This window comes from Nocardioides nitrophenolicus (assembly GCF_016907515.1).
In the GTDB taxonomy this organism is placed as follows: Bacteria; Actinomycetota; Actinomycetes; order Propionibacteriales; family Nocardioidaceae; genus Nocardioides; species Nocardioides nitrophenolicus.
The window spans coordinates 5,233,063-5,258,762 of sequence record NZ_JAFBBY010000001.1; the positions used below are offsets into that span (position 1 = coordinate 5,233,063).

At 73.9% G+C, this 25,700-nt stretch carries 26 protein-coding genes and 1 pseudogene; 16 read left to right on the top strand and 11 right to left on the bottom strand.

Translation table 11 applies throughout. From position 1 onward, the window contains the following. Positions 1-9: 9 nt before the first annotated feature. Positions 10-1,128, bottom strand: a complete 1,119-nt coding sequence (locus JOD66_RS25120; RefSeq protein WP_204839509.1) for a histone deacetylase-like amidohydrolase — start codon at positions 1,126-1,128, stop codon at positions 10-12. Continuing rightward, a complete protein-coding gene (locus tag JOD66_RS25125; RefSeq protein WP_204839510.1) occupies positions 1,125-2,399 on the bottom strand; it encodes a flavin-containing monooxygenase in 1,275 nt (424 codons plus the stop codon). The genes JOD66_RS25120 and JOD66_RS25125 overlap by 4 nt, the downstream gene beginning before the upstream one ends. A 170-nt stretch (positions 2,400-2,569) precedes the next feature. Between JOD66_RS25125 and JOD66_RS25130 the strand changes: the two genes are divergently transcribed. From JOD66_RS25130 to JOD66_RS25150, 5 genes are read left to right on the top strand one after another with little or no spacing between them, the layout of a single operon-like run. Continuing rightward, positions 2,570-3,007: a RidA family protein gene (locus tag JOD66_RS25130; protein WP_204839511.1), complete on the top strand. Its 438-nt coding sequence runs from the start codon at positions 2,570-2,572 to the stop codon at positions 3,005-3,007. Beyond that, the gene (locus JOD66_RS25135; protein WP_204839512.1) at positions 3,004-3,672 is read left to right on the top strand and encodes a DUF1028 domain-containing protein; all 669 of its coding nucleotides are present in this window, start codon (positions 3,004-3,006) and stop codon (positions 3,670-3,672) included. The genes JOD66_RS25130 and JOD66_RS25135 overlap by 4 nt, the downstream gene beginning before the upstream one ends. Continuing rightward, positions 3,672-4,793, top strand: a complete 1,122-nt coding sequence (locus tag JOD66_RS25140; protein ID WP_204839513.1) for a M20 family metallopeptidase — start codon at positions 3,672-3,674, stop codon at positions 4,791-4,793. The genes JOD66_RS25135 and JOD66_RS25140 overlap by 1 nt, the downstream gene beginning before the upstream one ends. After that, the gene (locus JOD66_RS25145; RefSeq protein WP_204839514.1) at positions 4,790-6,181 is read left to right on the top strand and encodes an aspartate ammonia-lyase; all 1,392 of its coding nucleotides are present in this window, start codon (positions 4,790-4,792) and stop codon (positions 6,179-6,181) included. Before JOD66_RS25140 ends, JOD66_RS25145 begins: the two co-directional genes overlap by 4 nt. A 36-nt stretch (positions 6,182-6,217) precedes the next feature. Further along, the gene (locus tag JOD66_RS25150) at positions 6,218-7,132 is read left to right on the top strand and encodes a LysR family transcriptional regulator (protein ID WP_204839515.1); all 915 of its coding nucleotides are present in this window, start codon (positions 6,218-6,220) and stop codon (positions 7,130-7,132) included. Here the strand turns inward: JOD66_RS25150 and JOD66_RS25155 are convergent. Further along, entirely contained in the window at positions 7,081-7,638 is a 558-nt protein-coding gene (locus tag JOD66_RS25155) for a hypothetical protein (RefSeq protein WP_204839516.1), read from the bottom strand. The two genes, JOD66_RS25150 and JOD66_RS25155, sit on opposite strands and share 52 nt — an antisense overlap. A 72-nt stretch (positions 7,639-7,710) precedes the next feature. Here JOD66_RS25155 and JOD66_RS25160 point away from each other — a divergent pair, with 72 nt between their 5' ends. The 3 genes and pseudogenes from JOD66_RS25160 to JOD66_RS25170 form a co-directional block, all read left to right on the top strand. After that, positions 7,711-8,052 carry a DUF1801 domain-containing protein gene (locus JOD66_RS25160; RefSeq protein WP_204839517.1) on the top strand — a complete coding sequence of 114 codons (342 nt, stop codon included), beginning with the start codon at positions 7,711-7,713 and terminating at the stop codon, positions 8,050-8,052. Positions 8,053-8,060: 8 nt separating this feature from the next. After that, complete coding sequence (locus JOD66_RS25165; protein ID WP_204839518.1) at positions 8,061-9,815, top strand: DUF429 domain-containing protein; 1,755 nt, start codon at positions 8,061-8,063, stop codon at positions 9,813-9,815. After that, positions 9,808-10,527, top strand: a pseudogene (locus tag JOD66_RS25170) (spermidine synthase); the annotation flags it as partial. The gene JOD66_RS25165 and the pseudogene JOD66_RS25170, both read left to right, overlap by 8 nt. Here the strand turns inward: JOD66_RS25170 and JOD66_RS25175 are convergent. The 4 genes from JOD66_RS25175 to JOD66_RS25190 form a co-directional block, all read right to left on the bottom strand. After that, positions 10,485-10,922: a hypothetical protein gene (locus tag JOD66_RS25175; protein WP_204839520.1), complete on the bottom strand. Its 438-nt coding sequence runs from the start codon at positions 10,920-10,922 to the stop codon at positions 10,485-10,487. The pseudogene JOD66_RS25170 and the gene JOD66_RS25175 overlap by 43 nt on opposite strands. 366 nt (positions 10,923-11,288) lie before the next feature. Then, positions 11,289-12,239, bottom strand: coding sequence for a TIGR03557 family F420-dependent LLM class oxidoreductase (locus JOD66_RS25180; RefSeq protein ID WP_204839521.1), 951 nt, complete (start codon positions 12,237-12,239; stop codon positions 11,289-11,291). Position 12,240: 1 nt separating this feature from the next. After that, positions 12,241-12,795 (bottom strand): hemerythrin domain-containing protein, encoded by a 555-nt coding sequence (locus JOD66_RS25185; protein ID WP_204839522.1) that lies wholly within the window; start codon positions 12,793-12,795, stop codon positions 12,241-12,243. Positions 12,796-12,884: 89 nt separating this feature from the next. Further along, a complete protein-coding gene (locus tag JOD66_RS25190) occupies positions 12,885-13,553 on the bottom strand; it encodes a lysophospholipid acyltransferase family protein (RefSeq protein WP_307823712.1) in 669 nt (222 codons plus the stop codon). An 82-nt stretch (positions 13,554-13,635) separates the two neighbouring features. Between JOD66_RS25190 and JOD66_RS25195 the strand changes: the two genes are divergently transcribed. The 3 genes from JOD66_RS25195 (at position 13,636) to JOD66_RS25205 (ending at position 16,778) form a co-directional block, all read left to right on the top strand. Continuing rightward, positions 13,636-14,976, top strand: a complete 1,341-nt coding sequence (locus tag JOD66_RS25195; protein WP_239547096.1) for an FAD-binding oxidoreductase — start codon at positions 13,636-13,638, stop codon at positions 14,974-14,976. A 35-nt stretch (positions 14,977-15,011) separates the two neighbouring features. After that, positions 15,012-15,365 (top strand): cupin domain-containing protein, encoded by a 354-nt coding sequence (locus JOD66_RS25200; protein ID WP_204839524.1) that lies wholly within the window; start codon positions 15,012-15,014, stop codon positions 15,363-15,365. Between the two features lie 90 nt (positions 15,366-15,455). Then, complete coding sequence (locus JOD66_RS25205) at positions 15,456-16,778, top strand: MFS transporter (RefSeq protein ID WP_204839525.1); 1,323 nt, start codon at positions 15,456-15,458, stop codon at positions 16,776-16,778. Here the strand turns inward: JOD66_RS25205 and JOD66_RS29300 are convergent. Then, positions 16,693-17,718 carry an AsnC family transcriptional regulator gene (locus tag JOD66_RS29300; RefSeq protein WP_204839526.1) on the bottom strand — a complete coding sequence of 342 codons (1,026 nt, stop codon included), beginning with the start codon at positions 17,716-17,718 and terminating at the stop codon, positions 16,693-16,695. The genes JOD66_RS25205 and JOD66_RS29300 overlap by 86 nt on opposite strands. A gap of 86 nt (positions 17,719-17,804) precedes the next feature. On the opposite strand from JOD66_RS29300, the gene JOD66_RS25215 reads away from it, so the two are divergent. Both JOD66_RS25215 and JOD66_RS25220 read left to right on the top strand, forming a co-directional pair. After that, positions 17,805-19,256, top strand: a complete 1,452-nt coding sequence (locus JOD66_RS25215) for a M28 family peptidase (protein WP_204839527.1) — start codon at positions 17,805-17,807, stop codon at positions 19,254-19,256. Next, a complete protein-coding gene (locus JOD66_RS25220; RefSeq protein WP_204839528.1) occupies positions 19,253-20,314 on the top strand; it encodes a lipase family protein in 1,062 nt (353 codons plus the stop codon). Before JOD66_RS25215 ends, JOD66_RS25220 begins: the two co-directional genes overlap by 4 nt. A 32-nt stretch (positions 20,315-20,346) precedes the next feature. Here the strand turns inward: JOD66_RS25220 and JOD66_RS25225 are convergent, their stop codons facing one another. Beyond that, entirely contained in the window at positions 20,347-20,919 is a 573-nt protein-coding gene (locus JOD66_RS25225) for a dihydrofolate reductase family protein (protein ID WP_204839529.1), read from the bottom strand. Between the two features lie 49 nt (positions 20,920-20,968). Continuing rightward, a complete protein-coding gene (locus JOD66_RS25230) occupies positions 20,969-21,922 on the bottom strand; it encodes a helix-turn-helix transcriptional regulator (RefSeq protein WP_204839530.1) in 954 nt (317 codons plus the stop codon). A 115-nt stretch (positions 21,923-22,037) separates the two neighbouring features. Between JOD66_RS25230 and JOD66_RS25235 the strand changes: the two genes are divergently transcribed. Next, positions 22,038-22,430: a VOC family protein gene (locus tag JOD66_RS25235; protein WP_239547101.1), complete on the top strand. Its 393-nt coding sequence runs from the start codon at positions 22,038-22,040 to the stop codon at positions 22,428-22,430. An 18-nt stretch (positions 22,431-22,448) separates the two neighbouring features. Here the strand turns inward: JOD66_RS25235 and JOD66_RS25240 are convergent, their stop codons facing one another. Then, positions 22,449-22,919, bottom strand: coding sequence for a MarR family winged helix-turn-helix transcriptional regulator (locus JOD66_RS25240; protein WP_307823713.1), 471 nt, complete (start codon positions 22,917-22,919; stop codon positions 22,449-22,451). Between the two features lie 80 nt (positions 22,920-22,999). Between JOD66_RS25240 and JOD66_RS25245 the strand changes: the two genes are divergently transcribed. Continuing rightward, positions 23,000-24,175 carry an FAD-dependent monooxygenase gene (locus tag JOD66_RS25245; RefSeq protein WP_204839531.1) on the top strand — a complete coding sequence of 392 codons (1,176 nt, stop codon included), beginning with the start codon at positions 23,000-23,002 and terminating at the stop codon, positions 24,173-24,175. Continuing rightward, entirely contained in the window at positions 24,172-25,668 is a 1,497-nt protein-coding gene (locus JOD66_RS25250; protein WP_204839532.1) for a multicopper oxidase family protein, read from the top strand. The genes JOD66_RS25245 and JOD66_RS25250 overlap by 4 nt, the downstream gene beginning before the upstream one ends. Positions 25,669-25,700 lie beyond the last annotated feature (32 nt).

The window sequence follows — 25,700 nt, forward strand, 5'->3', positions numbered from 1 at the left end:
CGGTACCCCTCAGGAGCCCAGCTCGGCGGCCAGCTCGGCCACGATCTCCAGCTGGTGGCGCACGGTCCGCTCCGACGGCTGCTGGGCGACGAAGGTCTCCTCGAACGGGTCGACGACCTCGGTGCGGATGCCGGACAGCGTCTCGACGATGGCCAGCCCGCAGAACGGGACCTCCGACTCGGCGTACCCTCCCTCGTGGACGGCCACCACGCGGCCCTCGCAGACCTCGTCGGCCACCTCCATGACCATCGCGGTCAGCTGGCGGAAGCTGTCGGCGTACAGCAGCTGGCGGGCCAGCGGGTCGACCATGTTGGCGTCGAGGCCGCTGGCGATCACGATCAGGTCGGGGGAGTAGGCGCGCAGTGCGGGCAGCACGATCTCGCGCATCGCCGCCAGGTAGGTCTCGTGTCCCGAGCCCGGCGGCAGCGGCACGTTGAGGTTGTGGCCGAGCCCGGCGCCGGCGCCGCGCTCCTCGGTGCCGCCGGAGTCCACCGGGAAGCAGTTCTCCTGGTGGATCGAGATGGTGAGCACGTCGTCGCGCTCGTAGTAGACGGCCTGGGTGCCGTTGCCGTGGTGCACGTCCCAGTCGAGGACGGCGACCTTGCCCAGGCCGTGCTCGGCCTTCGCCGCCTCGATCGCGATCGCGATGTTGGCGAGCAGGCAGAAGCCCATCCCCTCGTCGGGGAGGCAGTGGTGGCCCGGCGGCCGGGACAGGGCGTAGGCATTGCGGTAGCGACCGGTCACGACGTCGGCGACCGCGCGCTTGGCGAGGCCGGCGGACAGCGCGGCGATCTCGAAGCCACCGTGCGAGAACAGCGCCTCGGGCCCGATCTCGCCACCGCGGCCGGCGGAGAGCTCGCGGAAGTTGTCGACGTACGACTCCGGGTGCACCCGCAGCAGGTCCTCCCGGGTGACCGGCTCGGCGCTGTGCACGGCGAGCTGGTCGGTCAGGCCGGAGACGTCCATCAGCGACTTGAACCGTCGCTTGGACTCGGGGGACTCGGGGTGTCCTCCGGTCGCCAGCGGCTGCAGCCAGCCGCCGACCGGGAGGAAGAGCACGGCCTCGCCGGTGCTGTGCCACAGGCACCGCTCGTCGTGGTAGAACGCGGTCCGCGTCTGCTCGCTCATGCGGTCGGCGCCTCGTAGGTCAGGTAGCTGCGCTGGGTCGCGATGTGCCCGGCGACGTGCTTCGCATCGTGCCAGACGCCCCAGATGAAGCTCGACCCGCGACGCGAGAGCCAGGGCAGGCCGACGAAGTAGATGCCGGGCTCGGCGGAGACGCCGCGGCGGTGCGCGGGCCGGCCGCTCTCGTCGAGCGCGCCGGCGGGGAGCCAGGAGTAGTCGGTGGCGAAGCCGGTGGCCCACACGATCGAGGTGATGCCGGCCTCGGCGAGGTCGAGGGCGAGCAGCGGGTCGGTCACGCTGGCGGGGTCGGCGCCGAGCACCCGGGCCTCGGGCTCCTCGGGCAGGTCCATCCCGTTGGCCTCGACCCAGGCGTCGGCCTGGTCGAGCAGCGCCAGCAGGTTGGCGTCGCCGGCGGCGATGTTGGCGGCGAGGTCGCCGCGGAAGGTGAGCACGCCGTCGGCGTACCGGTCGGTCATGCCGACCAGCGTGATGCCCTGCGCGGCGAGCGCGCGGAAGTCGACGGTGTGCCCGCCGCGCGCGCCGCTGACGGCGATGGTGACGTGCTCGGCGCCGGCGGCCGGCGTCTCGAGGTCCCACAGGCCCAGCACGCCCAGCCACCAGCAGAAGTCGCGGCCGCGGTAGCTGCGCGGCGGGCGGTCGTGCGGGCCGACGGAGAGGTACACCTGGCGGCCCGAGCGCTGCAGCTCGTCGGCGATCTGGACGCCGGACGAGCCGGCGCCGACCACCAGCACGTTGCCCTCGGGCAGCTGCGCGGGGTTGCGGTAGTCGCTGGAGTGGATCTGCACGGGCACGGGACCGTCGGGGCCCTCGGGCACGATCGGCGGGAACACCGGCTTCTGGAACGGGCCGGTGGCGGCCACGACGTACCTGGCCTCGACGATGCCGTCGGAGGTCTCCACCCGGAAGCCGGGGCGGCCCTGGTTGCGGATCACCGAGGTGACCTCGACGCCGGTGCGGATCGGCGCGGCGATCTTCTCGGCGTACGCCTCGAAGTAGGCGGCGACCTGGTCCTTGGTGGCGAACTCGTCGGGCGCGACGTCGGGGAACTCCAGGCCGGGGAAGCGGTCGTGCCAGGCGGGGCCGTTGGCGACCAGCGAGTCCCAGCGCATGGTGCGCCACCGCTCGGCGATCCGCTCGCGCTCGAGGACGAGGTGGGGGATGCCGTTGTCGCTGAGGTGCTCGCTCATCGCGACGCCGGCCTGACCGGCGCCGACGACGAGGACCTCGACCCGCTGGGGTTCCTGGTGGGACATGGGACGATCGTCGGTCGAGCCGATTGGTCCTGTCCAACAGATCTTCTTGGTCCACTGCATTGGTTTCGCCGATGCTCGGCGGCAGTGTCCGGGCTACATCTGCTCGATTGATGCCCGATGCCGGAAAGATCTGTTGGACACATGGCCGGGTGTCCAGTGGACTGGTGCGCATGAGCAGCATCGTCGTCGGCGGCCACACCCGCATCCGTCCGTTCAACACCAGCGTCACCTACCCCGAGCAGAACCTCGACAACGACCTGTGCCAGGCCGTGGTCGCGGGCAACACGGTGTACGTGCGCGGCCAGATCGGCCAGGACCTGGACACCAGTGAGTCCGTGGGCATCGGCGACGTCGAGGCCCAGACCGAGCAGGCGATGGCCAACATCAAGATGCTGCTCGAGGAGGCCGGGGCCCGGATGGAGCACCTGGTCAAGCTCACCATCTACATCGTCGACCCGCGCTACCGCGAGACCGTCTACCGGACCATCGGCCGCTGGACCAAGGGCGTGCACCCGATCTCCACCGGCATCGTCGTCTCCGCGCTCGCCCGCCCGGAGTGGCTGGTCGAGGTGGACGCGATCGCGGTGATCTCGGAGGACGCGCAGTGACGTTCTCGGTCCTCGGCACCGACGGCAAGGGCGCCGTCGGCATCGCCGTGACGTCGTCCAGCCCGGCCGTGGCCGCGCGCTGCATCCACCTGCGCCCCGGCGTGGGCGGCGCGTCGTCCCAGAACATCACCGACCCCCGCCTCGGAACGGCGCTCCTGGACGCGCTCCAGAGCGGCCTCGACGCCCGCGCCGCGCTCGCGAGCGTCACCGAGGGCCGCGAGCACATCGAGCATCGCCAGCTCACGGTGCTCACCCTCGACGGCCGGGGCGCGGCGTACTCCGGCGCCGGGTCGCTCGGCGTCCACCACCAGGTCGTGGGCGACCAGGTCGTCGCGGCCGGCAACCTGCTGGCCACGACCGAGGTCGTCGACGCGGTCGCGGCGGGCTTCGCGGCCGCCTCCGGCGAGCTCGAGGAGCGGCTGCTCGCCGCGCTGGAGGCCGGACTGGCCGCCGGCGGCGAGGCCGGACCGGTCCGCTCGGCGGGCCTGTCCGTCGTCCGCGACGTCGACTGGCGCGAGACCGACCTGCGGGTCGACTGGAGCGACGACCCGATCGGTCAGCTCCGCGAGCTGCTGGGAGTCTGGCTGCCGCAGCGCGACGACTACGTGACGCGCGGGATCGACCCCACCACCGCCCCGTCGTACGGCGTCCCCGGGGACGAGTGATGAGGGACCAGGCCGCCGCCACCGTCGCCGCCGACGCCGAGCGCCTGATCCGGCTCTCCGAGCAGCTCCACGCCCACCCCGAGCTCGGCTGGGAGGAGCACGACTCGTCGCGCTGGGTCGCCGAGACGCTCGCCGAGGTCGGGTACGACGTCACGCCGGCCTATCTGGGCCTCGAGACGGCGTTCCACGCCACCATCGGCAGCGGCCCGTTCCGCCTCGGCCTGTGCGCCGAGTACGACGCCCTGCCGGGCCTGGGCCACGCCTGCGGCCACAACCTCATCTCCGCGATCACCGTCGGCGCCGCCCGCGCGCTGGCACCGCTGGCCGACCTGGCCGGCCTGACCATCGAGGTCTACGGCACCCCGGCCGAGGAGGGCGGCGGCGGCAAGATCGAGCTGCTCGAGCGCGGCGCCTTCCAGGGCCTGGACCTGGCGATGATGGCCCACCCGGCGCCGGTCGACGTCGCCGAGGCGGAGCCGTTCGCGGTGTCCCACTCCCACGTGGAGTACCGCGGCAAGGCGGCCCACGCGGCGGCGTACCCGGAGCAGGGGGTCAACGCCGCCGACGCGTTCACCATCGCCCAGGTGGCGATCGGGCTGCTGCGCCAGCAGCTTCCCCCCACGGTCCGGGTGCACGGCGTGATGACCAACGGGGGAGAGGCGCCCAACGCCATCCCCGCGCGCACTGAGGGCCGCTGGTACGTCCGGGCCGAGTCGCTCGCCCAGCTCGCCGAGACCGAGGAGCGGGTCTGGCGCTGCTTCGAGGCCGGCGCGCTCGCCACCGGCGCCACGCTCGAGGTGACGCCGGAGAGCAAGCCCTATGCGGAGTTCCGCACCTTCCAGCCCGCGCTCGACGCCTACAAGCGCAATGCCGTCGAGCTGGGTCGGACCTTCGACGAGACCTCGCCCGCACGCCGGATGAACCGCGCGTCCACCGACATGGGCAACGTCTCCCAGGTGGTGAACGCGATCCACCCCTACATCGGCATCAACTCGGGCACCGCGCTCAACCACCAGCCCGAGTTCGCGGCGCACTGCGTCGGCGGGGACGCCGAGAAGGCGCTGCTCGACGCGGCCACCGCGCTCGCCTGGACCGCGCTCGACGTCGCGGCGGCGCGATGACGACGCGCACCGAGCACGACTCGCTCGGCCCCCACGAGGTCCCCGCCGCGGCGTACTGGGGCGTGCACACCGCCCGCGCGCTCACCAACTTCCCCATCAGCGGCACGCCGGTCGGGAGCCACCGGGAGCTGGTCGCGGCCCTGGGCGCGGTCAAGCTGGCCGCGGCCCGCGCCAACCACGAGCTCGGCCTGCTCGACGAGCGCCGCTTCGGCGCGATCGCCGCGGCGGCCGAGGAGCTGCGCGCCGGGGCGCTCGACGACCAGCTCGTCGTCGACGTGGTCCAGGGTGGCGCCGGCACCTCGACCAACATGAACGCCAACGAGGTGATCGCCAACCGGGCGCTCGAGCTGCTCGGGCTGCCGCGCGGGGCCTATGACGAGGTGCACCCGCTCGACCACGTCAACCGCTGCCAGTCGACCAATGACGTGTACCCGACGGCCGTGCGGCTCGCACTGCTGTCCGCGATCGACCGCCTGGAGCAGTCGACCGCGGCGCTGGCCGAGTCGTTCGCGGCGCGCGCGACCCGGTTCCGCACGGTGCCGAAGGTCGGCCGGACCCAGCTCCAGGACGCGGTGCCGATGACGGTGGGCCAGGAGCTGCGCGCCTTCGCGGTCACCCTGCGCGAGGAGCTGGCCCGGCTCGCCGACTCCCGCACGCTGCTGTGCGAGGTGAACCTCGGTGCCACCGCGATCGGGACGGGCATCACCGCCCATCCCGACTACCGTCGCCGTGCGCTCGCGCACCTCGCCGAGATCACCGGCCGCCCGGTGATCGCGGCCGGCGACCTGGTCGAGGCGACCAGCGACACCGGCGCCTTCGTCCAGGTGTCCGGGGTGCTCAAGCGGATCGTGGTCAAGGCGTCCAAGATCTGCAACGACCTGCGCCTGCTCTCGTCCGGCCCGCAGGCCGGCTTCGGCGAGCTGCGGCTGCCGGCGCGCCAGGCGGGGTCGAGCATCATGCCGGGCAAGGTGAACCCGGTCATCCCGGAGATGGTCAACCAGGTCGCGTTCTGGGTGATCGGAACCGACCTCACCGTCACCATGGCCGCCGAGGGCGGTCAGCTCCAGCTCAACGCCTTCGAGCCGGTCATCTGCCACAGCCTGCTGCAGTCCTTCGCCTGGACCGCGGCCGCCTTCGACGCGCTGCGCGAGCTGTGCGTCGACGGCATCACGGTCGACGAGGAGCGGCTGGCGGCGAGCGCCGCGGGCAACGCCGGCCTCGCCACGGCGCTCACGCCGCTGCTCGGCTACGCGGCGTCGGCCGAGATCGCCAAGGCCGCGCTGAGCGGCGCCGGAGAGGTGCGCGAGCTGGCCCTGGCCGGGGGTGTCGACGCCGCCGCGCTCGACGAGCTGCTCCGGCCCGAGCGTCTCGCCAACCTCGACGACTGACCACCGGGACCCGGGAGGTACGGCAGGATGGCCGTCATGGCGGAGGTCGGCTTCACGCTCACCCAGCTGCGGTACTTCGCCGCGGCGGCGGAGCTCGGCTCGATGACCGCGGCCTCGAAGGAGCTGATGGTCTCCCAGTCGGCCGTGTCGACGGCGGTCGCCCAGCTGGAGAAGGAGCTCGGCGTCCAGCTGCTGCTGCGTCACCACGCCCGGGGGCTCACCCTGACCGCGGCCGGCGAGGCCTTCCAGCGCGAGCTGCGCAGCTATCTGGTCCACACCAGCGAGCTCGCCGAGGTGGCCCGGTCCGCCGGTCAGGCGCTCACCGGTGAGCTGACCGTCGGCTGCTTCACCAGCCTCGGCCCGTTCGAGCTGCCCCGGCTGCTCGCCGCCTGCGCCGCCGACCACCCCGGCATCCGGATCTCGGTGGTCGAGGACGAGCACGCCGCGCTCAAGCAGGCGCTGCGCTCGGGGCGCTGCGAGCTGGCGCTGATGTACGGCTACGACCTCGACGACGACATCGACCACGTCCGGGTGGGCGGCGCGCCGCCCTACGTCCTGCTGGCGCGCGACCACCGGCTCGCGCGGCGCAGGCGGATCGCGCTCAAGGAGCTCGCCGACGAGCCGATGGTGCTGCTCGACCTGCCCCACAGCCGGCAGTACTTCGAGCGCATCCTCGCCGCGGCCGGCGTCCGCCCGACCGTGCGGCACCGCAGCTCCGGCTTCGAGACGGTGCGCGCGCTGGTCGCCAACGGGCAGGGCTGGTCGGTCCTCAACCAGCGGCCGGCGAGCGACACGACGTACGACGGAGCGGAGGTCGTCACCCTCGAGATCGCCGACCCGGTCGAGTCGCTCGAGGTGGTCGTCGCCTCGATGAAGGACGTGCGGCTGACCGCGCGGGCTCAGGCGTTCGTGAGGTCCGCCGTCGCCACCCGGCGCCGGCCGAGGGCGTAGAGCGCGAAGCCGGTCGCCAGCAGCAGGCCGAGCAGCACCGCGATCCGCTGCCCGAACTGCGCCGGGTGGGCGGCGTCGAGGGCGGCGTAGACGGCGAGGTCGTCGCCGACGTACCAGAGCAGGTAGGCCGTCGGCGGGACCAGCCACGACAGCGGGTGCCACCAGCGCACGGCGTGGTGGTTGCGGCCGACGAGGACGAAGTCGAGGACGACCAGCGACGGCGTCACGACGTGCTCGAGCAGCGACCAGGCGTGCCACAGGTTGCCGTTCTGCATCGGCACGTAGGCCAGGCCGACCAGCACCATCAGCGTGGTCAGCGCGCCGCGCAGCCAGGGGGAGCGGGGCTCGCGGACCGCCAGCGCGAGGAAGCACCCGGCCACGGCCAGGTTGGAGAGCTGGGAGAGCGCGGTCCACCACACGTCGTACTCCCGCGCCGCGAGGACCACCCCGGTCGCGGCGCTGGCCGCGACGAGGAGGCGCCAGAGCGCGACAGGGAGGGTGTTCACCGAGGCATGGTGTCACGTTCACCTCCCGTTCACCGAGCCCGCCCGGCGGGCCGGGCTCGATAGGGTCGGGCCATGAGCGCTGACTGGCGGGCCGACACCGTCGAGAAGATCCGGTCCCTGATCGTGACGGCGGAGCCCGCCGTCGTCGAGGAGGCCAAGTGGAAGAAGGCGTCCAACCCCGACGGGGTGCCGACCTTCTCCGCCGACGGGCTGATCTGCACCGTCGAGACCTACAAGGACAAGGTCAAGGTCACCTTCGCGAAGGGCGCCTCGCTCGAGGACCCGACGGGGATCTTCAACGCCAGCCTCGACGCCGGCACCCGGCGCGCCGTCGACGTGTTCGAGGGCGAGTCCCTCGACGACGAGGCGTTCGTCGCACTGGTCCGCGAGGCCGTCGCCCTCAACCGCGGCTGACCGGCCGCATGCACTTCGTCGGGATCGACCTCGCCTGGGGCGACCGCAGGCCCACCGGGCTGGCGGTCGTCGACGGCGACGGCACCCTCGTCGCGGTCTGCGCCGTCCAGGACGACGACGAGATCGTCGCCGCGCTGGCGCCGTACGTCGAGGGGGAGTGCCTGGTCGCGATCGACGCGCCGATCGTGGTCGCCAACGCCACCGGGAACCGGCCGGCGGAGGCGGCGCTCAACAAGGACTTCGCCCGCTTCGACGCCGGCGCCCACCCGGCCAACACCGGCAAGCCGGAGTTCCGCGAGCAGCCGCGCGCGGCCCGGGTCGCCGCCCGGCTGGGCCTCGACGTCAACCCGCGCTCGCGCCGGCCGCGACGGGCGATCGAGGTCTACCCCCACCCGGCGACGGTCGCGCTGTTCCGGCTCGGGCGCACCCTGAAGTACAAGGACAAGCCCGGTCGCGACCTCGAGCAGCTGCGCGCCGAGCTGGTCGTCCTCATCGGCCTGGTCGAGGGCCTGGTCGCCGCCGAGCCGCCGCTGCACGTCGCCTCGCTGGCCGCCTGGCAGGAGCTGCGTGCCGCCGCCGAGACCGCGACCCGCAAGAGCGAGCTGCGCGTCGTCGAGGACCAGGTCGACGCCGTCGTGTGCGCCTACGTCGGGCTCTTCGCCGAGCACCGGCCCGAGCACACCACGACCTACGGCGACCTGCAGACCGGCTACATCGTGACGCCCACGCTGCCGCCCGACCTCGAGCCGACCCCGCGCCCCCGCCGGGGTGCCCCGCCACTCGACGTGGGCTCCGCCGTACGCCGCTATGCCGAGCTGCAGCCCGGCCTGCGTCCCGTCACCGAGGGCTTCGTGGCGCTGGTGACCTCGATCCTCGACGAGGCCGGCATCAACTACCTGACCGTGACCGGCCGCACCAAGTCGGTGTCCTCGTTCGCCGCGAAGGCCGCCCGCACCGTCGACGGCCGCCCGCTCTACACCGACCCGCTCCACGAGATCACCGACCAGATCGGCGTCCGGGTGATCACCTACGTCCACAGCGACGTGCAGGCCGTGGTCGACCTGCTCGACGACCAGGTGGTCGTCCACGACGACCGCGACCTCGGCCAGGAGATCGCCAGCGAGGGCCGCTTCGGCTACTCCAGCCGGCACCTGCTGGTCGGTCTCGAGCCCGGGTCCGACGGGCCGCTGCAGGGACACCAGGCCGCGATCCAGATCCGCACCGTGCTCCAGCACGCCTGGGCCGAGTTCGAGCACGACATCCGCTACAAGGGGACCGTCCCGCCCGAGCACGTCCGCGAGCTGGACCGCCGCTTCACCCTCGCCGCCGGCCTGCTCGAGCTCGCCGACCGCGAGTTCTCCACCATCCGCGACCTGCTCCAGGGCCCGGCCGGCCCGGCCGGCGCCGAGGCCGAGCCCCTCGACGAGGACGACCCACGGATCAGTCCCCGCGAGCTGGCCGCCTTCCTCGCCGGCCAGTACGCCGACGCCGGCTGGTCGCGTACCGACCACTACGCCTGGATCTCCGCCCTCCTCCTCGAGCTCGGCATCACCTCGCTCGCCGCTCTCGGCGACACCCTCCGCTCGGTCGACGAGGTCGCGCTGCGCGAGCGGATGGGCTACCGCTACCCACCCGGCGCCGTGCGCCGCCTCGACGACGCGCTGCTCTGGGTGCACGGCGAGCGGTACGCCGACCTGCGCGGCAACGCCCACCGCGCCGCGGCCCTGCGGGCGCGCTGGGCGAAGATGCGCGGCGAGGACTGAGGACGCGCCCTCGATGTCCGGGAGCCTGTACCTGCTGGAGCTCGACGACATGCAGCAGTCGGCGGTCGACCTCGCCGACCCGACCCGCCTGGTCTTCGACTACGTGCGCCGGATCGGCGACCTGCTCGACGTACGCCCGCCGGGGCCGCTGCGCGTCCTCCATGTCGGCGGCGCGGCGATGACCCTGCCGCGCTACGTCGCCGCCACCCGGCCGCGCTCGGCGCAGATCGTGCTGGAGCCGGCCGCCGAGGTGATCGAACGGGTCCGCGCGGAGGCGCCGCTGCCGCCGCGCAGCGGGATCAAGGTGCGTCCGGTCGACGGCGAGACCGGCATCCTCGCGGTCCGCGACGACTCCCAGGACGTCGTCATCCTGGACGCCTTCGCCGGCGGCGAGGTCCCGGAGTCGCTGACCTCGGAGGCGTTCGTGGCGGAGGTCGGCCGGGTGCTGGCCCCGGGCGGGATGCTCGTCGCGAACCTCGTTGACCGGCCGCCGTACCCGCGGGTGCGCGCCTTCGTCGCCGGGGTCCGCTCGCTCGGCGAGGTCGTCGTCGGCGCGGAGCCGGCCACCCTCAAGGGCCGCCGTCCCGGCAACCTGATCATCGCCGCCGGCGCCGTCCCGGCCGACGCCTTCGGCGAGCCGTCGCCGCTGGAGTACCGGGTGTTCCGCGGTCAGGCGGTGGCGGATGCCTTCGGTGGTGGCCGGCGCGGGTGAGCCCGGCCGGCCGCCACCGCGAGCACCCACGGTGCCGCCACTGCCGACCATCCGCCGAGGTCGGCGGTCGCCGCCACCGCCGGTGCGACCCCGTCGAACACCGCGGCCGGTTCTCGAGCGGCGCGGAGCAGCAGCGCGGCCGAGCCGCTCGCGCCCGCCGCGAGCAGACCGCACAGCGTGTGCGCCGCCGCGGGTGGCCGGCGTGGCCGCCCGATCCGAGTCGTCACCACGAGCGTCTCCGTGGCCAACAGAACTGGATAGATGGCCGACCACGGCGGCAGACCGGCGTACCGGACCGGGATGTCGCCGTAGGTCACCCACGGCTGGAGGAAGGTCACCGCGGTCAGGCCCGCGCCCGTGAGCAGCACCGCGATGCCAGGACGAGTTTCGGTCATCGTCCATCCCTTCGAGAGCTGTCGCTTCGTCCGAGAAGGACCGGACAAAGCAGGCGCCCCGCTGGATGTCTCCGACGCAAGGGTCGAGGTCGCCGTGGCCCAGCGTCCTCCGACCTGCAGTCGACGCGGCCTACTCGGCCGATGGTGTTCGCGGATCGACGATCAGCCGACCGGATCCGCTGTCGGCGGTTTCCGCCAGCGCCAGCATCGCGTTCGGGTGGAACGCCCGGACCCGTCCGCGTGGGCCGCCGCCTCCGTCGTACCCGGCATCCGGGTCGCGTTCAGCCGCGATCGGCTACCGGAATGCCGGGTGCGACGCAGTCGACGACCCACCCCGCCTCACTCCGTCAGACCTGCCCCGTCCCGTCAGCCCCGCCGCACCCCCGGCAGCACCTGCTCGCCGTAGAACTCGATCATCTCCCGGTAGTACGGCCCCATGTTGGCCACGTACACCTCGTCGTACCCCGCCTCGGCGTAGGCCCGCACCGCAGCGACGTGCTCGCCCGCGGCCGACCCGGCGACCACGCTGTCGGCCGTGGCCTGCCTCGTCACGAGCTGGGAGGCCTGCTCGAAGTGGCGGGGCGAGGGGAGCACCTGGGCCAGCTCGCCCGGCAGGCCGGCGTTGGCCCACAGCCGGTGGGCGTGCTCGACGCCCTCCTCCTTGCTGGGCGCGTACGCGACCTTCAACCCGGCGGAGGTGGGCCGGCCGCCCGACTCCTCGCTGAACAGCGCGCGCAGCTCGGCGCCGGGCGCGGTGTTGACGTAGCCGTCCGCGATCTCGGCGGCGACCCGGGTGGCCTTCTCGCCGAAGCCCGACATCCAGATCTCCGGCGGTGTGCCGGGCAGGGTCCACAGCCGCGCGTCGTCCACCGTGAACCACCGGCCGCGGTGGTCGACGGTCTCGCCGGTCCACAGCGCCCGGATCAGGCCGACCGCTTCGCGCAGCATCTCGATGCGTACGTCGAAGGACGGCCACACCGCGCCGGTCAGGTGCTCGTTGAGCGCCTCGCCCGTGCCGACCCCGAGCCGGAAGCCGGGGTTGAGCACGGCGCAGGTCGCGGCCGCGTGGGCGACCAGGAGCGGGCTCTGCCGGCCGATCGGGCAGGTCACCGCGGTCATGATCGGCAGCGCGGTGACCTGCGCGATCGCCCCGATCATCGGCCAGACCATCGGGCTCTGGCCCTGCGTCGAGTTCCAGGGCTGGATGTGGTCGCTGATCCACAGCCCGTCGAACCCGGCGTCCTCGGCGGCCAGGGCCTGCTCGGTGAGCTGCGCGGGCGTGTACTCCTCGCTGGACAGGAAGTAGCCGATCCTCACGTCACGACTCCGCTTCGTCCTCGAGGGTCTGCTTCAGCTCGGACTTGCTCATCGACGACGCACCGGGGACGCCGGCGTTGGCGGCCTGCTGGTCGAGCTCGGCCTTGGTGATGTCGGCCGGCTGCTCGCCGAGGTGCTCCTCGCGGGCGGCGAGGAAGGCCTCGCCCAGCTCGGCCCGCCGGGTCTCGTCGAGACGCTCGCGCATGCCCGGCAGCACGGTCTGCTCCTCCTCCTCGACGTGGTGGCTGACCGCGTCGACCAGCTTCTGCAGCGCGGCCGGGAAGTCGGGGGAGGACGGGTCGGTCTCGGACAGCGCGAGCGCGAGCTGGTCGGCCTCGAGGTGCTCCTTCTGGCTGTGCTCGACGTCGTCGGCGCCGCCGGCCTCCCGCGCCGCGGGGTAGACCTCGGACTCCTCGGCGCGGCTGTGCGCGGTGAGGAGGGTGGTCATCACCGGCACCAGGGCCGCGCGCTTGTCGGGCTCGTTCAGCAGCGTGTCGAAGAGCTTCTCGAGCTCCCGGTGGTCGTTCATGATGAGGTCGACGACGTCCTTGCTCATGGCTTGCTCCTCGTGCGTTGCGGGGGAGCCCCAGCCGTACCCAGGGCCTCGGCGCCGATACGGCACCGCACCCCGGCAGTCCCGGCCGCTCAGGCGTCGGCGGGTCGCTCGTTGTAGGCGCCGGCGAGCTCCTGGCCGGTGAGCGCGTGGATCGCGTCCATGATCTCGTCGGTCGCCTCGCGCCGAGCCCTCCCGGGCGCCACGCCCGCGAAGCGGCCGGTGAAGTCGATCGGCCGGCCGAAGCGCACGGTCACCTTGGCCCGGCGCGGGAACCGCGCGTCGACCGGCTGCAGCTCGTCGGTGCCGGTCAGGCCCACCGGCACCACCGGTACGCCGGCCGTCAGCGCGAGCTGGGCGACGCCGGTCCGGCCGCGGTACAGCCGCCCGTCGCGCGAGCGGGTGCCCTCCGGGTAGATGCCGAACGCGTCGCCCCTGCCGAGCACCTCGAGCGCCACGTCGAGGGAGTTGAGCGCCGCCCGGGTATCGTTGCGGTCGACCGGCACCATGCCGAGTCCCTCGAACCAGGCCTTGCTGAGGCGGCCCTTGAGGCCGGTCCCGGTGAAGTACTCCGCCTTCGCCAGGAACACCACCTTGCGCGGGGCCACGATCGGGATCACGACGCTGTCGGCGAAGCTGAGGTGGTTGCTCGCGAAGAGGACCGGGCCGGTCAGGGGCACGTTCGCGACGCCCTCGATCGTCGGCCGCCACACCGCGCGAGCCAACGGCGGGACCACGGAGTGGAGGACCTCGTACAGCACGGCTCCAGACTAGAGATCCGCCCGGGCGTTTCCCCATTCCACGGGATGCCGATCGGCGCCGCGCCGAGGATCGTGAGTGGACATGACGACGTGGTGCGGCCCTGGCGACGCCGAGTACGACGAGCGGCGGGCACTGTTCAACGCGATGATCGACAGGCGACCGCGGCTGATCGCGGCGTGTGCCGGCCCGGACGACGTCCGCGAGGCGCTGGACCGCGCCGCGCGCGACGGGCTCGCCGTCGCGGTGCGCTCGGGCGGGCACTCGGTGGCCGGGCAGTCCACCAACGACGACGGCCTGGTGGTCGACGTACGGCCGATGAAGGCGATCGAGATCGACGCCGCCGCGCGCCGGGCCCGGGTCGGCGCGGGCTGCACCTGGGGCGAGTTCGACGCGGCCGCGCAGGAGCACGGCCTCGCCACCACCGGGGGCCGGGTCTCCACCACCGGCGTCGCCGGGCTGACCCTCGGCGGCGGGTCGGGCTGGCTGGAGCGCCAGTACGGCCTGAGCTGCGACAACCTGCTGGCCGTCGAGCTGGTCACGGCCGACGGCACCCTGGTCCGCGCCGACGAGCACCAGCACCCGGACCTGCTGTGGGCCAGCAAGGGCGGTGGCGGCAACTTCGGCGTCGTCACGGCCCTGGAGCTCCGGCTGCACCCGGTCGGGCCGACGATCCTGGGCGGCCTGATGCTGTGGCCCTTCGACCGGGCCGGCGAGGTGGCGCACACCTACCGCGACTGGGCCGACGACGCTCCCGAGGAGCTCGGCTCCGCGCTGGTCGTGATCAGCGGCCCGCCCGAGGAGTTCGTCCCGGCGTACCTCCAGGGCCGGCCGGCGGTCGGGCTAGCGGTGTGCTGGAACGGCGACCACGCCGTGGGCGCGGAGCTGGTGCAGGTGATGCGCGACCTCGACCCCGCGGTCGACCTGGTCGGCCCGATGCCGTACGCCGCCCTCCAGGCGATGATCGACGACCCGCCCGGCCTGCGCCAGTACTGGAGCGCCGACTACCACGACAGCTTCCCCGACGACGCTCTCGAGGTCTTCCTCGACGCCGGCGCCCGGCGTCCCTCCCCGCTGACCCAGCACCTCCTCCTCCCGTGGGGCGGCGCCCTCGCCCGGGTCGACGCGGACGCCACGCCGCTCAGCCAGCGCGCCGCCCGCTGGGTCAGCCACCCCTTCGCGACCTGGGAGGACCCCGCCGACGACGACGCCAACATCGCCTGGGTCCGCGACTACCGCCGCGCCAACGCCCCCTTCACCACCGGCGGCGTCTATCTCAACTTCATCGGCGACGAGGGCGACGAGCGGATCCGGGCCGCCTTCGGCGCGGAGAAGTACGAGCGCCTGGTCGCCATCAAGTCCGAGTACGACCCCGGGAACGTCTTCGCCGGCAACCAGAACATCCGGCCCCGGGCCACCGTCTGAACCACCGTCCGACCCACCGAGCTGAGGAGAGGCTCATGTCCGACACGCAGAGCATCGACAGCCCGCACGAGCGCCGGGACTTCCGGGACCACGGGCACATGGACGTCGTCACGCTCGGTGACTTCACCCTCGGCCGCGGCACCTTCGAGCCCGGCTGGCGCTGGTCCGAGGACGTCAAGCCGATCGCCGGCACCGAGTCCTGCCAGGTCCACCACACCGGCATCTGCCTGTCCGGCAGGATGACCATCAAGCCCGACGCCGGCGAGGAGTTCGCCATCGGCCCCGGTGACGTCATCGACCTCGACCCGGGCCACGACGCGTGGACCGTCGGCGACGAGGCATGCGTCATCCTCGACACCGGGGTGGCGGCGTACGCCAAGCCGAGCTGAGCGGAGACCCGACTGCCGCGCCCGCGGGCTTCCCGGTGACGGATTCCTGCATCCCCGAGGCCCGACCCGTTCGTCCTCTACGTTCGGCCCATGGTCGACGAGCTGCCCGCGCGCATCCGCCGCGGCTACGCGCTGGGCGGGGTCGCCACCGGCGTCTACGGCACGGTGCCCTCCCTGCTGCTGATGCCGTACCTCACCGAGGAGCTGGGGGTCGGCGCGCTGCTCGCGGGCCTGGTCGTGTTCGCGCCCAAGGCGTGGGACTTCGTGTGCAACCCGCTGGCCGGCCGCCTCAGCGACCGGGTACGACGCCACGACCGGCGCCGTCCGTTCCTGCTGGTCGCCGGCCCGCTCATGGGGGTGGGACTGGCCTTCGTGTTCACCGGCCCGAGCACGCCCTTCCTGCTCGCCCTGGCCTGGGTGCTGGTCGCGAACCTGGCCGCCGCGACGGCGTACGCGTTCTTCCAGGTGCCCTATCTCGCGATGTCGGCGGAGGTGACGGCCGACTACGGCGTGCGCACCCAGATGATGGCGTGGCGGGTCGGGGTGGTGACCTCGGCGATCGCGGTGTCGGGCGTGGTGGCGCCCTGGCTGGCGACCACGGCCGGCGGCTACCGCGCGATGGGCGCGGTGGCCGGGCTGGTGGTGGTCGCGGGCTCGCTCGCGGTGTGGTGGTGCACCCGCGGCGCGCCGGTGGTCCGCGCGGAGCCGGCCGGAGGTGGCCTGCGCGACCAGCTGCGGGTCGTCCTCGGCGACGCCCACGCCCGGCCGCTCGTCGTCGCGCTGGTGCTCCAGGCCGCGGGCACGAGCATGCTGCTCGCGGCGGTCGCGTACGCCGCCCGGGTGCTGCTCGGCGACCCGGCGACCGGGAGCTATCTGTTCGCCGCCTTCGTCCTGCCCGGCGTGCTGTCCGCGCCGCTGTGGGCCTGGCTCGGCCGCCGTCACGGCAAGAAGGGCGGCTACCTGATCGCGACCTCCGTCCTCGGCGGCGGCCTGGTCGCGTTGGTCGGCGCCGGGACCGGGAGCCTGGGCTGGTGCCTGGTCTGGTCGGCCGTCACCGGGGCCGGGTACGCCGGCATCCAGGTGTTCCCGCTGGCGATGCTCCCCGACGTGGCCGCCCACGACGCGCGCCTGTCCGGACGCAACCGGATCGGCCTGTTCTCCGGCGTGTGGGCGGGCTGCGAGCTGCTCGGCTTCGCCCTCGGGCCCGGCCTGCTCGGCGTGGTGCTGGCGCTCGGCGGCTATCGCGGCGGCCTCGACGCGTACGACGCACCTGCACGGCTCGCCGTGCTCGCCGGCACCTCCGTGGTGCCTGCCGCGCTGGTGCTGCTCAGCCTGCTCGCGATCCGCGCCTACCGCCTCGACGAGGTGCTGCGCGCCGCCCCGACGCATCCAGCAGCAGCCCCTGGCGCTTGACCGGGCGCAGCACGGTCTGCCGGCTGCGCACCCGCCAGCCCGGGGCGAGGGCGGCCAGCTCGGCCTCGGTCCGCGGCAGGTGGGCGAGCGAGGCCAGCCGGACGCCGAGGGTGAGGTTGCCGGCGCCGACGGTCTGCACGCAGCGGTGCACCGCTCCCGCCGCCGCGAGGGCTCGGCCGGACCGGTCCGGGTCGTCGACCTCGACCTCCAGCAGCACCCCGCGGCCCAGACCCGCGGCCGGCGTCGCGAGGTCGCAGCCGAGCTGCAGCGCCCCGGAGCGCAGCGCCCGGTCCAGGGCCCGGCGCACGGTCGGCTCCGAGCCGCCGACCCGGGCCGCGAGCTCCTGGCCGCTGAGCCGGGCATCGTCGCCGAGCGCGGCCAGCAGCTCGTCGACCACCTCCGATCGCGGCGGCGTCGGCACCGGCCGGTCGGCGCGGGGGAGCAGCGCGCGGCGCTGGGCGGCCGAGCAGATCCCCAGCCGCCAGCCGGAGTCCTCGGCGTGGACGGCCGCCACCACCCGGCGCTCGACCACCTCGCCGCCGGTCAGTGCCGCCAGCTCGTCGACGCGCCGGTGCACCTCGGCCAGGCCGGATCCGAGCACCACGACGCCCAGGTCCGCGCTGCCGGACAGCAGGTCGACGGTGTGCGCCCACTCCGGGACCGCGGCCCGCTCGGCCGCACTCGCCGGGCAGCGCAGCAGCGCCAGGGTCGCGTCGAGGTAGGGGGAGAGCCGGGCCGCGGACGGGCGGACCACCCACCAGGCCAGCCGCTCGTCGTACAGCCGCCGCCAGCGGCGGGCCGCGGTCACCGCGTCGATGTCGAGCACCGACGCGATGGTCGTCCACGGCGCCCGGGGATGGACCTGGAGTGCGTCGATCAGCGCGAGGTCGATCTCGGGCAGGATCGCGAGCTGATCGATCTCGTCATCGGGGGACGTCACGCGACCATTCTCTCGCACTCGATGCCCGTTGCCGGAGTTTCCCGGCGTGAGATCCGCCGAACCTGACGAAGTCCTAGGGTCGAGCCATGAGCTGGCCCACCGCCGATGTCGCCGCCACGCACGAGCTGCTGGCCACCGTCGACGACCTGGTGGCGATGGCGCCCCGCGCCACCGGCACGCCCGGCGGCGCGAAGGCCGCGGACTACGTCGCCGACCGCCTCCGCGGCGCGGGGCTCGACGAGGTGTGGGTCGAGGAGACCGACTCCTTCGCCTGGGAGCCGCGGCTGACGACGCTCCACGTCGACGGGGTCGAGCTCCCGTGCGCCCCGATCCGGCACTGCGCGCTGCCCGGCCACGAGCACGTCGGCGTGCTCGGCACCGGCCCCGACGGCGTCGCGGCGGAGCTGGTCGACATCGGTGCCGGGCGGGTCGGCGAGCACGACGTCGCGGGCCGGATCGTGCTCTTCGACCTGACCTTCGACCTGCCGCAGTGGGCGCTGCTGCCGCTGAGCGAGTACGTGCACGACCCGGAGCGGCGGCTGCTCAACCGCGAGGCGCTCGGCTCGCGCAACCCGTATCTCACCTCGCTCACCCGCACCGTGCGGGAGGCGGCGGCCGCGGGCGCGGTGGGGGTGGTCGGCGTGCTGCGCGACTACCCGGAGTCGCTGGGCTACCACAACGAGTACTACCGGCGGACCCTCCTCACCCTGCCGGGTGCATGGCTCACCCGCCGGGCCGGCGAGGCGCTCCGGGCGCGGCTGCGTCCCGGGTCGCGGGCCTGCCTGCGGCTGGTCGCCGAGCGCCGCCGGGTGAGCGCGCGGACGGTCATCGGGGTGCTCCACGGCGAGAGCCGGGAGACCGTGATGGTCCAGTCCCACCACGACTCGATCGGTCCCGGAGCCGTCGAGGACGCCACCGGCACGGCCGAGGTGATCGCCCTCGCCGAGCACGCCGTCGCCCGCTTCCAGGCCGGCCGGCCGTGGCGCAAGACGCTGATGTTCGTGTCCTTCGACAGCCACTTCACCGGCTACCAGGCGCACCGGGCGTTCGCGCGCCGCTACACGATCGACCCGGACTCGCCGTACCGGCTGGCGCTCAACCTGACCGTCGAGCACGTCGGGCTGCGGGCTCGGCGTACCGCCGACGGGTCGTTCGAGACCCTGGACCACAGCGAGCCGCGGGCCTTCTTCGAGAACGTCTCGCTCCCGATGAAGCGCGCGGTGGCGCGCGCCATCCGGCGCCACGGCCTGGGCGCGACCTCGATGCTCAACGCCAGCCTGCTGGAGTTCACCCTCGACGGCATCCCGACCGACGCGTCCTTCACCCTGACCGCCGGGGTGCCGACGATCAGCCTGGTCTCCGGCCCGCTCTACCTGTACGACGACGCCGACACCGTCGACAAGGTCGACGTCGACCAGCTGGTGCCCGTCGCCAACGCCTTCGCCGAGCTGATGGCGGCCGCCGACGCCCGCCCCGCCGAACGGCTCGGGCTGATCCCGCGCCGGGTGCGCCGGCTGCTGCCTCGGGGCCGCTGGTGAGCGCGATCGTGGTCCGCGAGCCGGCGCGGGGCCGGGCGGCGCTTGCCGCCGCGGAGGAGTCGTGGCGGGTGTCCTACGACTCGGGCGGGGAGGTGCTCACCGGGCTGGTCCACCTGCCCGCCGGCGCGCCGCCCTCCGGCGGCTGGCCGGTCGCCACCTACGGCCACATGACGACCGGCGGCGGTGACCGCTCCGCGCCGAGCACCGCCGTCGACGGGCACCCGGAGCTGCGCCGGATGACCCAGGGCGACGCCTTCGTCTCGCACCTGCTGCGCGCCGGCATCGCCGTGCTGCGCCCCGACTACCCGGGGCTCGGCAGCCCCGGCCCGCATCCCTACCTGATCGGTCCGGCGCTGGCCACCTCGGTACTCGACCTGCTCGTCGCCGCGCGCTCGACCTTCCCGCTCGCCGACCGCTGGGTCTCGACCGGCCACTCCGAGGGCGCGGTCGCCGCCCTCCACGCCGCCGCGCTGGGCGCGCCGCCGGGTGTGGAGCTGGCGGGCTGTGCGGTGTTCGCCCCCGTCACCCGGATGGACCAGACCATCGGCCTCTCGCTGCGGTGGCCGCGCACGCCACCGGGCTTCGGCGTCGTCCCGGCGCTGATCGCGCTGATGGTCAGCGGCGCCGCCACGGCCGACCCCGACCTCGCCCGGCTCGTGGCCGGCGACGGGCTGAGCCATCGCGCTCGCGAGCTCTGGCCCCGGCTCGGCGAGCTCACGCTCACCGAGCTCGCCCGTCGTACGTCGTGGGGCGGGCTGGCGCCGGCGGCGATCCTCGGTCCCGACGGCCCGCTCGTCCGCGCGCGCCTGCTGTCCTCGCTCCGTGCCCACGACGTCGCCCGGCTCGACCTGCCCCGGGGACTGCCGGTGCGGATCGACGCCGCCGCCGTCGACGAGGTCGCGCCCTGGTGGCTCACCCGCTCGCTGGTCCGCCGCTACCGCGCTGTCGGCGTACCGGTCGAGACGCGGTGGTGGCCCACGGGCCACTCCGGCGTGCTGGCCGCGGGACGCGCGCCGGCGCCGGCCGCCGGGTGGGTGGCCCGGTTGCTGACCCGTTGACGCCGGCCACCGCGCGACGTCCCGGGGGGCGGTCAGTCGCCGGCAGCCACGGATCGGTACTCCAGGGCGACCGCTCCCGACCGGAACTCATGACGATCGACGAGCTCGAGCCGGATCCGCTCGCGCAGCCCGGCGAGCAGGGTCGGCCCGTGTCCCGCGACGACCGGCTGGACGAGGAACACGTACTCGTCGATCAGGCCGAGGTCCGCCAGCCCCCGGGGGAGGGTCACGCCGCCGACGAAGACGCTGCCCTCGCCCGGTTCGTCCTTCAGCCGCCGGACCGCCCGCGCCAGGTCGCCGTCGATCAGGTCGGCGTTCCAGTCGACGCTGCCCAGCGTCTTCGACACGACGTGCTTCGGGGCGCGGTCGATGGCCTCGGCGAACGGGATCTCCCACCCGCTCATCCAGTCGGGCCAGCCGCCCGAGTCGGGCCGGCGCCACGCTGCCTCCATCATCTCGTAGGTCACCCGGCCGAAGAGCAGGTCGTCGGCACGTGCGATCTCGTCGGTCCAGTACTGCATCGACTCCTCGTCGGGCGGGATCCCGGCCTCGTGGTGGCAGCAGCCGTCGAGGGTGACATTGATGGCGTACCGGAGCGGTCTCATACCGCGATCAGACCCGCGCCGGTGTCATTTCTCATCGGTGCCGCTGCGGTCAAGGTCCTCCGGGTCGCGAAGGTCTGACCACCCGCGCGAACCGCTCCGCCAGGACGCCGAACGCGTCCCTGAGCTCGACCGGCCGGACGTCGACGAGGTCGGCGTCGAAGCGGGTGAGGAGCGCCGCGAGACCGACCCACGACCAGGCGCCGGCGCGCACGCGGCAGCGGTCCGGACCCAGGTCCTCCACGGCGCCGTCGAGCAGGTACGGCGCGACCTCGGTCGCCGGGCACGCCAGCACCGCCTCGCCGGTGCACGGCCAGGCGTCCGGTCCGGTGGAGCCCTTGAACCGCGCCGCCACGAAGGTCCCCACGTCGGGCGCGGGCAGCTCGCGCGGCGCGAACCGCGGACCGTTCGGCGTCCGGGGCCGGACCCGGTCCAGCCGGAACACCCGCCAGTCCGCGCGGTCGAGATCCCAGGCGACGAGATACCAGCGCCCCCGGCGGGCGACCACGTGGTGCGGCTCGGCCCGCCGCGGGTGGCCGGCGTGGTCGAAGCGGAGCACCTCGCGGCGTCGTACGGCGTCGGTGACGGCATCGAGGACCGCGGGGTCGACCGGGTCCGGCGCAGGCACCGAATGGAAGTCGGTGCGGTCGACGCGGTGCCGCAGCCGCGACGGCAGGACCTGCCGCATCGTCGCCAGTGCCCGCTCGGCCGCCTCGGTCAGGTCCGCCCCCGAGACCGGGGTCGCTCGGAGCGCCACCGCGAGCGCGACCGCCTGGTCGTCGTCGAAGAGGAGCGGGGGCAGCTCGGAGCCCGCGTCCAGCCGGTAGCCACCGTCCGGCCCCATCACCGCGGTCACCTGGTAGCCGAGCTCGCGGAGCCGGTCGACGTCGCGACGCAGCGTCCGCGCGCTCACCTCCAGCCGCTCGGCCAGCACCCGGCCCGGCCACTCCCGGCGGGTCTGCAGCAGCGAGAGCAGGGCGAGCATCCGCGCCGAGGTTCCGGTCATTGCCCGATTCTCCTCCAGTGGCGGACAGAATCCGGCCGCTATTGCTGCGAGCGTCCTTCCTGTCCGAGAAGGTCCCAGCACAGGAGCACTCATTTCGATCGACGTCACCCCCCACCTGAACTTCCGCGGCCAGGCCCGCGCCGCGCTCGAGCACTACCGCTCGGTCTTCGGCGGCGATCTGGTCGTCATCACCCACGCCGAGATGGGCGGCACCGACCCGGCCACCGCCGACCAGGTCGCCTGGGGCCAGGTCGCCTCCCCGGCCGGCTTCCGGGTGATGGCCTACGACGCCTACCCGCACCTGGCCTGGGACCGGGGCGAGGATCCCTTCTTCGTCTCCGTCCGCGGCACCGACGTGGAGGAGCTGCGCGGCTACTGGGCGAGCCTGGCCGAGGGCGCCGTCGTCCGGGCGCCCCTGGCGCCGGCCGCGTGGGCGCCGCTCTACGGCATGCTGACCGACCGGTTCGGGGTGACCTGGGTGCTGGACCTCGCGGCCTCCGCGGGGTGAGCGTCGCCGCACCCCGGGTCAGGCCTCGGTGTCCCCGACCTCCGCCGCGTGGCGGCGGTTGATCTCGACCGCGGTCGCCAGGAAGCGCACGCAGGTTTCGAGCTCGGCGGTGCTCAGGCTCTCCAGGAAGGACTGCCAGTCCGCGCCGACACCCGCGTAGAGCGGCCCGATCCGCCGGCCGACCTCCTCGAGCACGGGGGTGACGAGCACGCGGCGCCGGTCCTGCTCGCTGCGCTCCCGGGTGACGAAGCCGGCCTTCACCAGCCGGTCGACGAGCTGGGTGATGCCGCCGCCCGTGCTGATGCCGGTGCGGGCGGCGAGCTCACCGGGGGAGCGTGGTCCCTCGCTGACCAGGACGCCGAGCGTCTGCAGGTCGCTGGCGGTCAGCCCGGCGGCCCGGGCGACGACGTCCTGGAAGAAGACCGCCGAGCTCATGAAGTCGCGCATCAGCCGCGCGGAGTCGTCGAGCAGGGTCGCCCGCTTGGCCACAGTTGTCTCCTTCGCATAGTCTCTCGCTCAGAGAGATAATCTGATGGCGAGTGATCGCCTCACTGTAGAGGAGACGGACCATGCCCAAGGCCCTGGTCGTCGGCGGCGGAGTCGCCGGACCGGCTGTCGCTGCCCTGCTCACCCGGATCGGCTGGGAGGCGCCGGTCTTCGAGGCGCGGACCGCGCCGGACCCGTTCGAGGGGCTCTTCCTCAACGTGGCGGTCAACGGCCGCCGGGTGCTGCGCACCCTGGGCTGGGAGGATCGGCTGCTCGCGGACGCGCATCCCGCCGCGGAGATGGTGATGTGGAGCGGGCGCGGCAAGCAGCTCGGCGTGGTGCCCAACGGTCCTGCCGGCCGGCCCGACGACGGCGGTGTCGTCGTCCGGCGCTCGTGGCTGCACGAGGTGATCCGGGACGGCGCCGAGGACGCCGGCGTGACGGTGTCCTACGGCCGCCGGCTGGTCGACGTACGCGAGACGGGGGAGGGGGTGCTCGCCCGGTTCGACGACGGCTCCGAGGAGCACGGCGACGTCGTGGTCGGCGCCGACGGCGTCGGCTCGGCCGTACGACGACAGGTCGCGCCGGAGGTCGTCCCCGCCTTCAGCGGCCTGCTCGGCAGCGGCGGCTTCGCCCGGGTCCCGGGGCTCGCCCCGACGCCGGGCCGGCAGCACTTCGTGTTCGGCACGCGCTCGTTCTTCGGCTACCTGGTCCGCGCGGACGGCACGGTCTTCTGGTTCGCCAACCTCACGGCCGACGAGCCGCCGGCCGCCGGCATCGCCACCTCGACCGACTGGCTGGCCCGGCTGCGTGAGCTCCACGCCGACGACCCGGCTCCGGTGCCGCAGATCCTCGACGCCACCGCCGGCCCGATCACGGTCTACCCGATCTTCCGGCTCCCACGGGTCGAGCCGTGGTGGCGGGGCCGTGCCGTGCTGGTGGGCGACGCCGTCCACGCGACCAGCCCGTCGGCCGGCCAGGGCGCGTCGATGGCGCTCGAGGACGCGATCGTGCTCGCGTCCTCGCTCCGCGCGGACCCCGACCCCGCGGTCGCCTTCACGGCCTACGAGGACGCCCGCCGGGCGCGCGCCGAGGCGCTGGTCGCCTATGCGGCCGGCATCGACAAGCAGAAGCGGGTGGCCCGGTCCCGGGTCGCGATCGCGATGCGCGACCTGATGCTGCCGATCTTCCTGCGCAAGGCGGGCAGTGACCGTCGTACCGACTGGATCTTCGACTACGACGTGCCGTGGGTGCGGTGAGGAGGCTCGCGAAGCCGCTCGCGGTCGTGCTCGCGGTGGTGCTCGCGGCCGGGGTCGGCTTCGTCGCCTGGATCGTGGTGGCGACTCTGCGGGTCACCGTCGACACCGTCGGCGAGGTCGAGTTCGACACGCCGCTGGCCATCCCACCGCTGGCCGGCTCCCGGCTGGTCGACGGCGAGCGGGTCTTCGACCTCGACCTCGACGAGGGCGTCAGCGATTTCGGTCGCGGGCGTACGCCGACCTGGGGCGTCAACGGCGACTACCTGGGTCCGACCATCCGGGTGACCCGCGGGGAGCGGGTGCGGATGCGGGTGCGCAACGACCTGCCCGAGACGACCACGCTGCACTGGCACGGCATGCACCTGCCCGCCGAGGCCGACGGCGGCCCGCACCAGGTGGTCGAGCCCGGCGCGGTGTGGGAGCCCGGCTGGACGGTGGACCAGCCGGCCGCCACGCTCTGGTACCACCCGCATCTGCACGGCGCGACCGCCGCGCACGTCTACCGCGGCCTCGCCGGCCTGCTGCTCGTCGACGACCCGGTGCCCGCCACGGGCCTGCCGGCGACGTACGGCGTCGACGACGTCCCGGTGATCCTGCAGGACAAGAAGCTCCAGGACGACGGCACCCTCGACGAGGACCCGGGCTCCTTCCAGTCGGCGGGCCTCACCGGCGACACCATCGTCGTCAACGGGACCGTCGGCCCCTATCTCGACGTGACCACCGAGCTGGTCCGGCTCCGGCTGCTCAACGCCTCCTCGACCCGTCCGTACGCCGTCGCCCTGTCCTCGGGCGACTCGTTCACCATGGTGGCGAGCGACGGTGGCCTGCTCACCGCGCCGGTCGAGCTCGACCGGATCCAGCTCTCGCCCGGCGAGCGCGCGGAGATCGTCGTCCGGCTGGAGCCGGGGGAGATCGCGACCCTGCGCTCCGGCCCCAGCGACACCGGCGACCGGATGGCGGGTGGCGCCGACCGCCTCGACCTCCTCCAGCTCCGCGCCGGGGACCGGTTGACGCCCTCCGTCCCGCTGCCCGCCCGGCTCGCCGATCCCGAGCTTCCCGACCCGGGCGCCGCCACCCGCACCCGCACCTTCGAGCTCTCCGGCTACGCGATCAACGACCGCCCGATGGACCTCGGTCGCATCGACGACGTGGTCACCCTCGGCGACACCGAGATCTGGGAGATCACCAATGCCGACGGCGGCAGCCACAGCTTCCACGTCCACGACGTCCAGTTCCGCGTCGTCGACGTCGACGGCACGCCACCGCCCCCGGAGCTGGCCGGCCGCAAGGACACCGTCTGGGTCCGGCCCGACGAGACGGTGCGGATCGCCCTGAGCTTCACCGACCATGCCTCGGCCCGGTGGCCGTACATGTACCACTGCCACACCCTGCGCCACGAGGACAACGGGATGATGGGTCAGTTCGTCGTCGTCCGCCCGGGGGAGGAGCCAGCCTCCGACGTGGGCGCACCCGGTGGGCACGCCCACCACTGAGCCGGGGTGGGGAGATCCCCACCCCCGCCGGG

Coding starts and splice junctions, on each gene's coding strand:
- JOD66_RS25185 (WP_204839522.1), bottom strand. CDS start 12,795: ATGAGCAAGGACGTCGTCGACCTCATCATGAACGACCACCGGGAGCTC.
- JOD66_RS25230 (WP_204839530.1), bottom strand. CDS start 21,922: ATGACCGGAACCTCGGCGCGGATGCTCGCCCTGCTCTCGCTGCTGCAG.
- JOD66_RS25120 (WP_204839509.1), bottom strand. CDS start 1,128: ATGAGCGAGCAGACGCGGACCGCGTTCTACCACGACGAGCGGTGCCTG.
- JOD66_RS25175 (WP_204839520.1), bottom strand. CDS start 10,922: ATGACCGAAACTCGTCCTGGCATCGCGGTGCTGCTCACGGGCGCGGGC.
- JOD66_RS25165 (WP_204839518.1), top strand. CDS start 8,061: ATGCACTTCGTCGGGATCGACCTCGCCTGGGGCGACCGCAGGCCCACC.
- JOD66_RS25245 (WP_204839531.1), top strand. CDS start 23,000: ATGCCCAAGGCCCTGGTCGTCGGCGGCGGAGTCGCCGGACCGGCTGTC.
- JOD66_RS25130 (WP_204839511.1), top strand. CDS start 2,570: ATGAGCAGCATCGTCGTCGGCGGCCACACCCGCATCCGTCCGTTCAAC.
- JOD66_RS25150 (WP_204839515.1), top strand. CDS start 6,218: ATGGCGGAGGTCGGCTTCACGCTCACCCAGCTGCGGTACTTCGCCGCG.
- JOD66_RS25125 (WP_204839510.1), bottom strand. CDS start 2,399: ATGTCCCACCAGGAACCCCAGCGGGTCGAGGTCCTCGTCGTCGGCGCC.
- JOD66_RS25160 (WP_204839517.1), top strand. CDS start 7,711: ATGAGCGCTGACTGGCGGGCCGACACCGTCGAGAAGATCCGGTCCCTG.
- JOD66_RS25140 (WP_204839513.1), top strand. CDS start 3,672: ATGAGGGACCAGGCCGCCGCCACCGTCGCCGCCGACGCCGAGCGCCTG.
- JOD66_RS25200 (WP_204839524.1), top strand. CDS start 15,012: ATGTCCGACACGCAGAGCATCGACAGCCCGCACGAGCGCCGGGACTTC.
- JOD66_RS25215 (WP_204839527.1), top strand. CDS start 17,805: ATGAGCTGGCCCACCGCCGATGTCGCCGCCACGCACGAGCTGCTGGCC.
- JOD66_RS25205 (WP_204839525.1), top strand. CDS start 15,456: ATGGTCGACGAGCTGCCCGCGCGCATCCGCCGCGGCTACGCGCTGGGC.
- JOD66_RS25195 (WP_239547096.1), top strand. CDS start 13,636: ATGACGACGTGGTGCGGCCCTGGCGACGCCGAGTACGACGAGCGGCGG.
- JOD66_RS25225 (WP_204839529.1), bottom strand. CDS start 20,919: ATGAGACCGCTCCGGTACGCCATCAATGTCACCCTCGACGGCTGCTGC.
- JOD66_RS25145 (WP_204839514.1), top strand. CDS start 4,790: ATGACGACGCGCACCGAGCACGACTCGCTCGGCCCCCACGAGGTCCCC.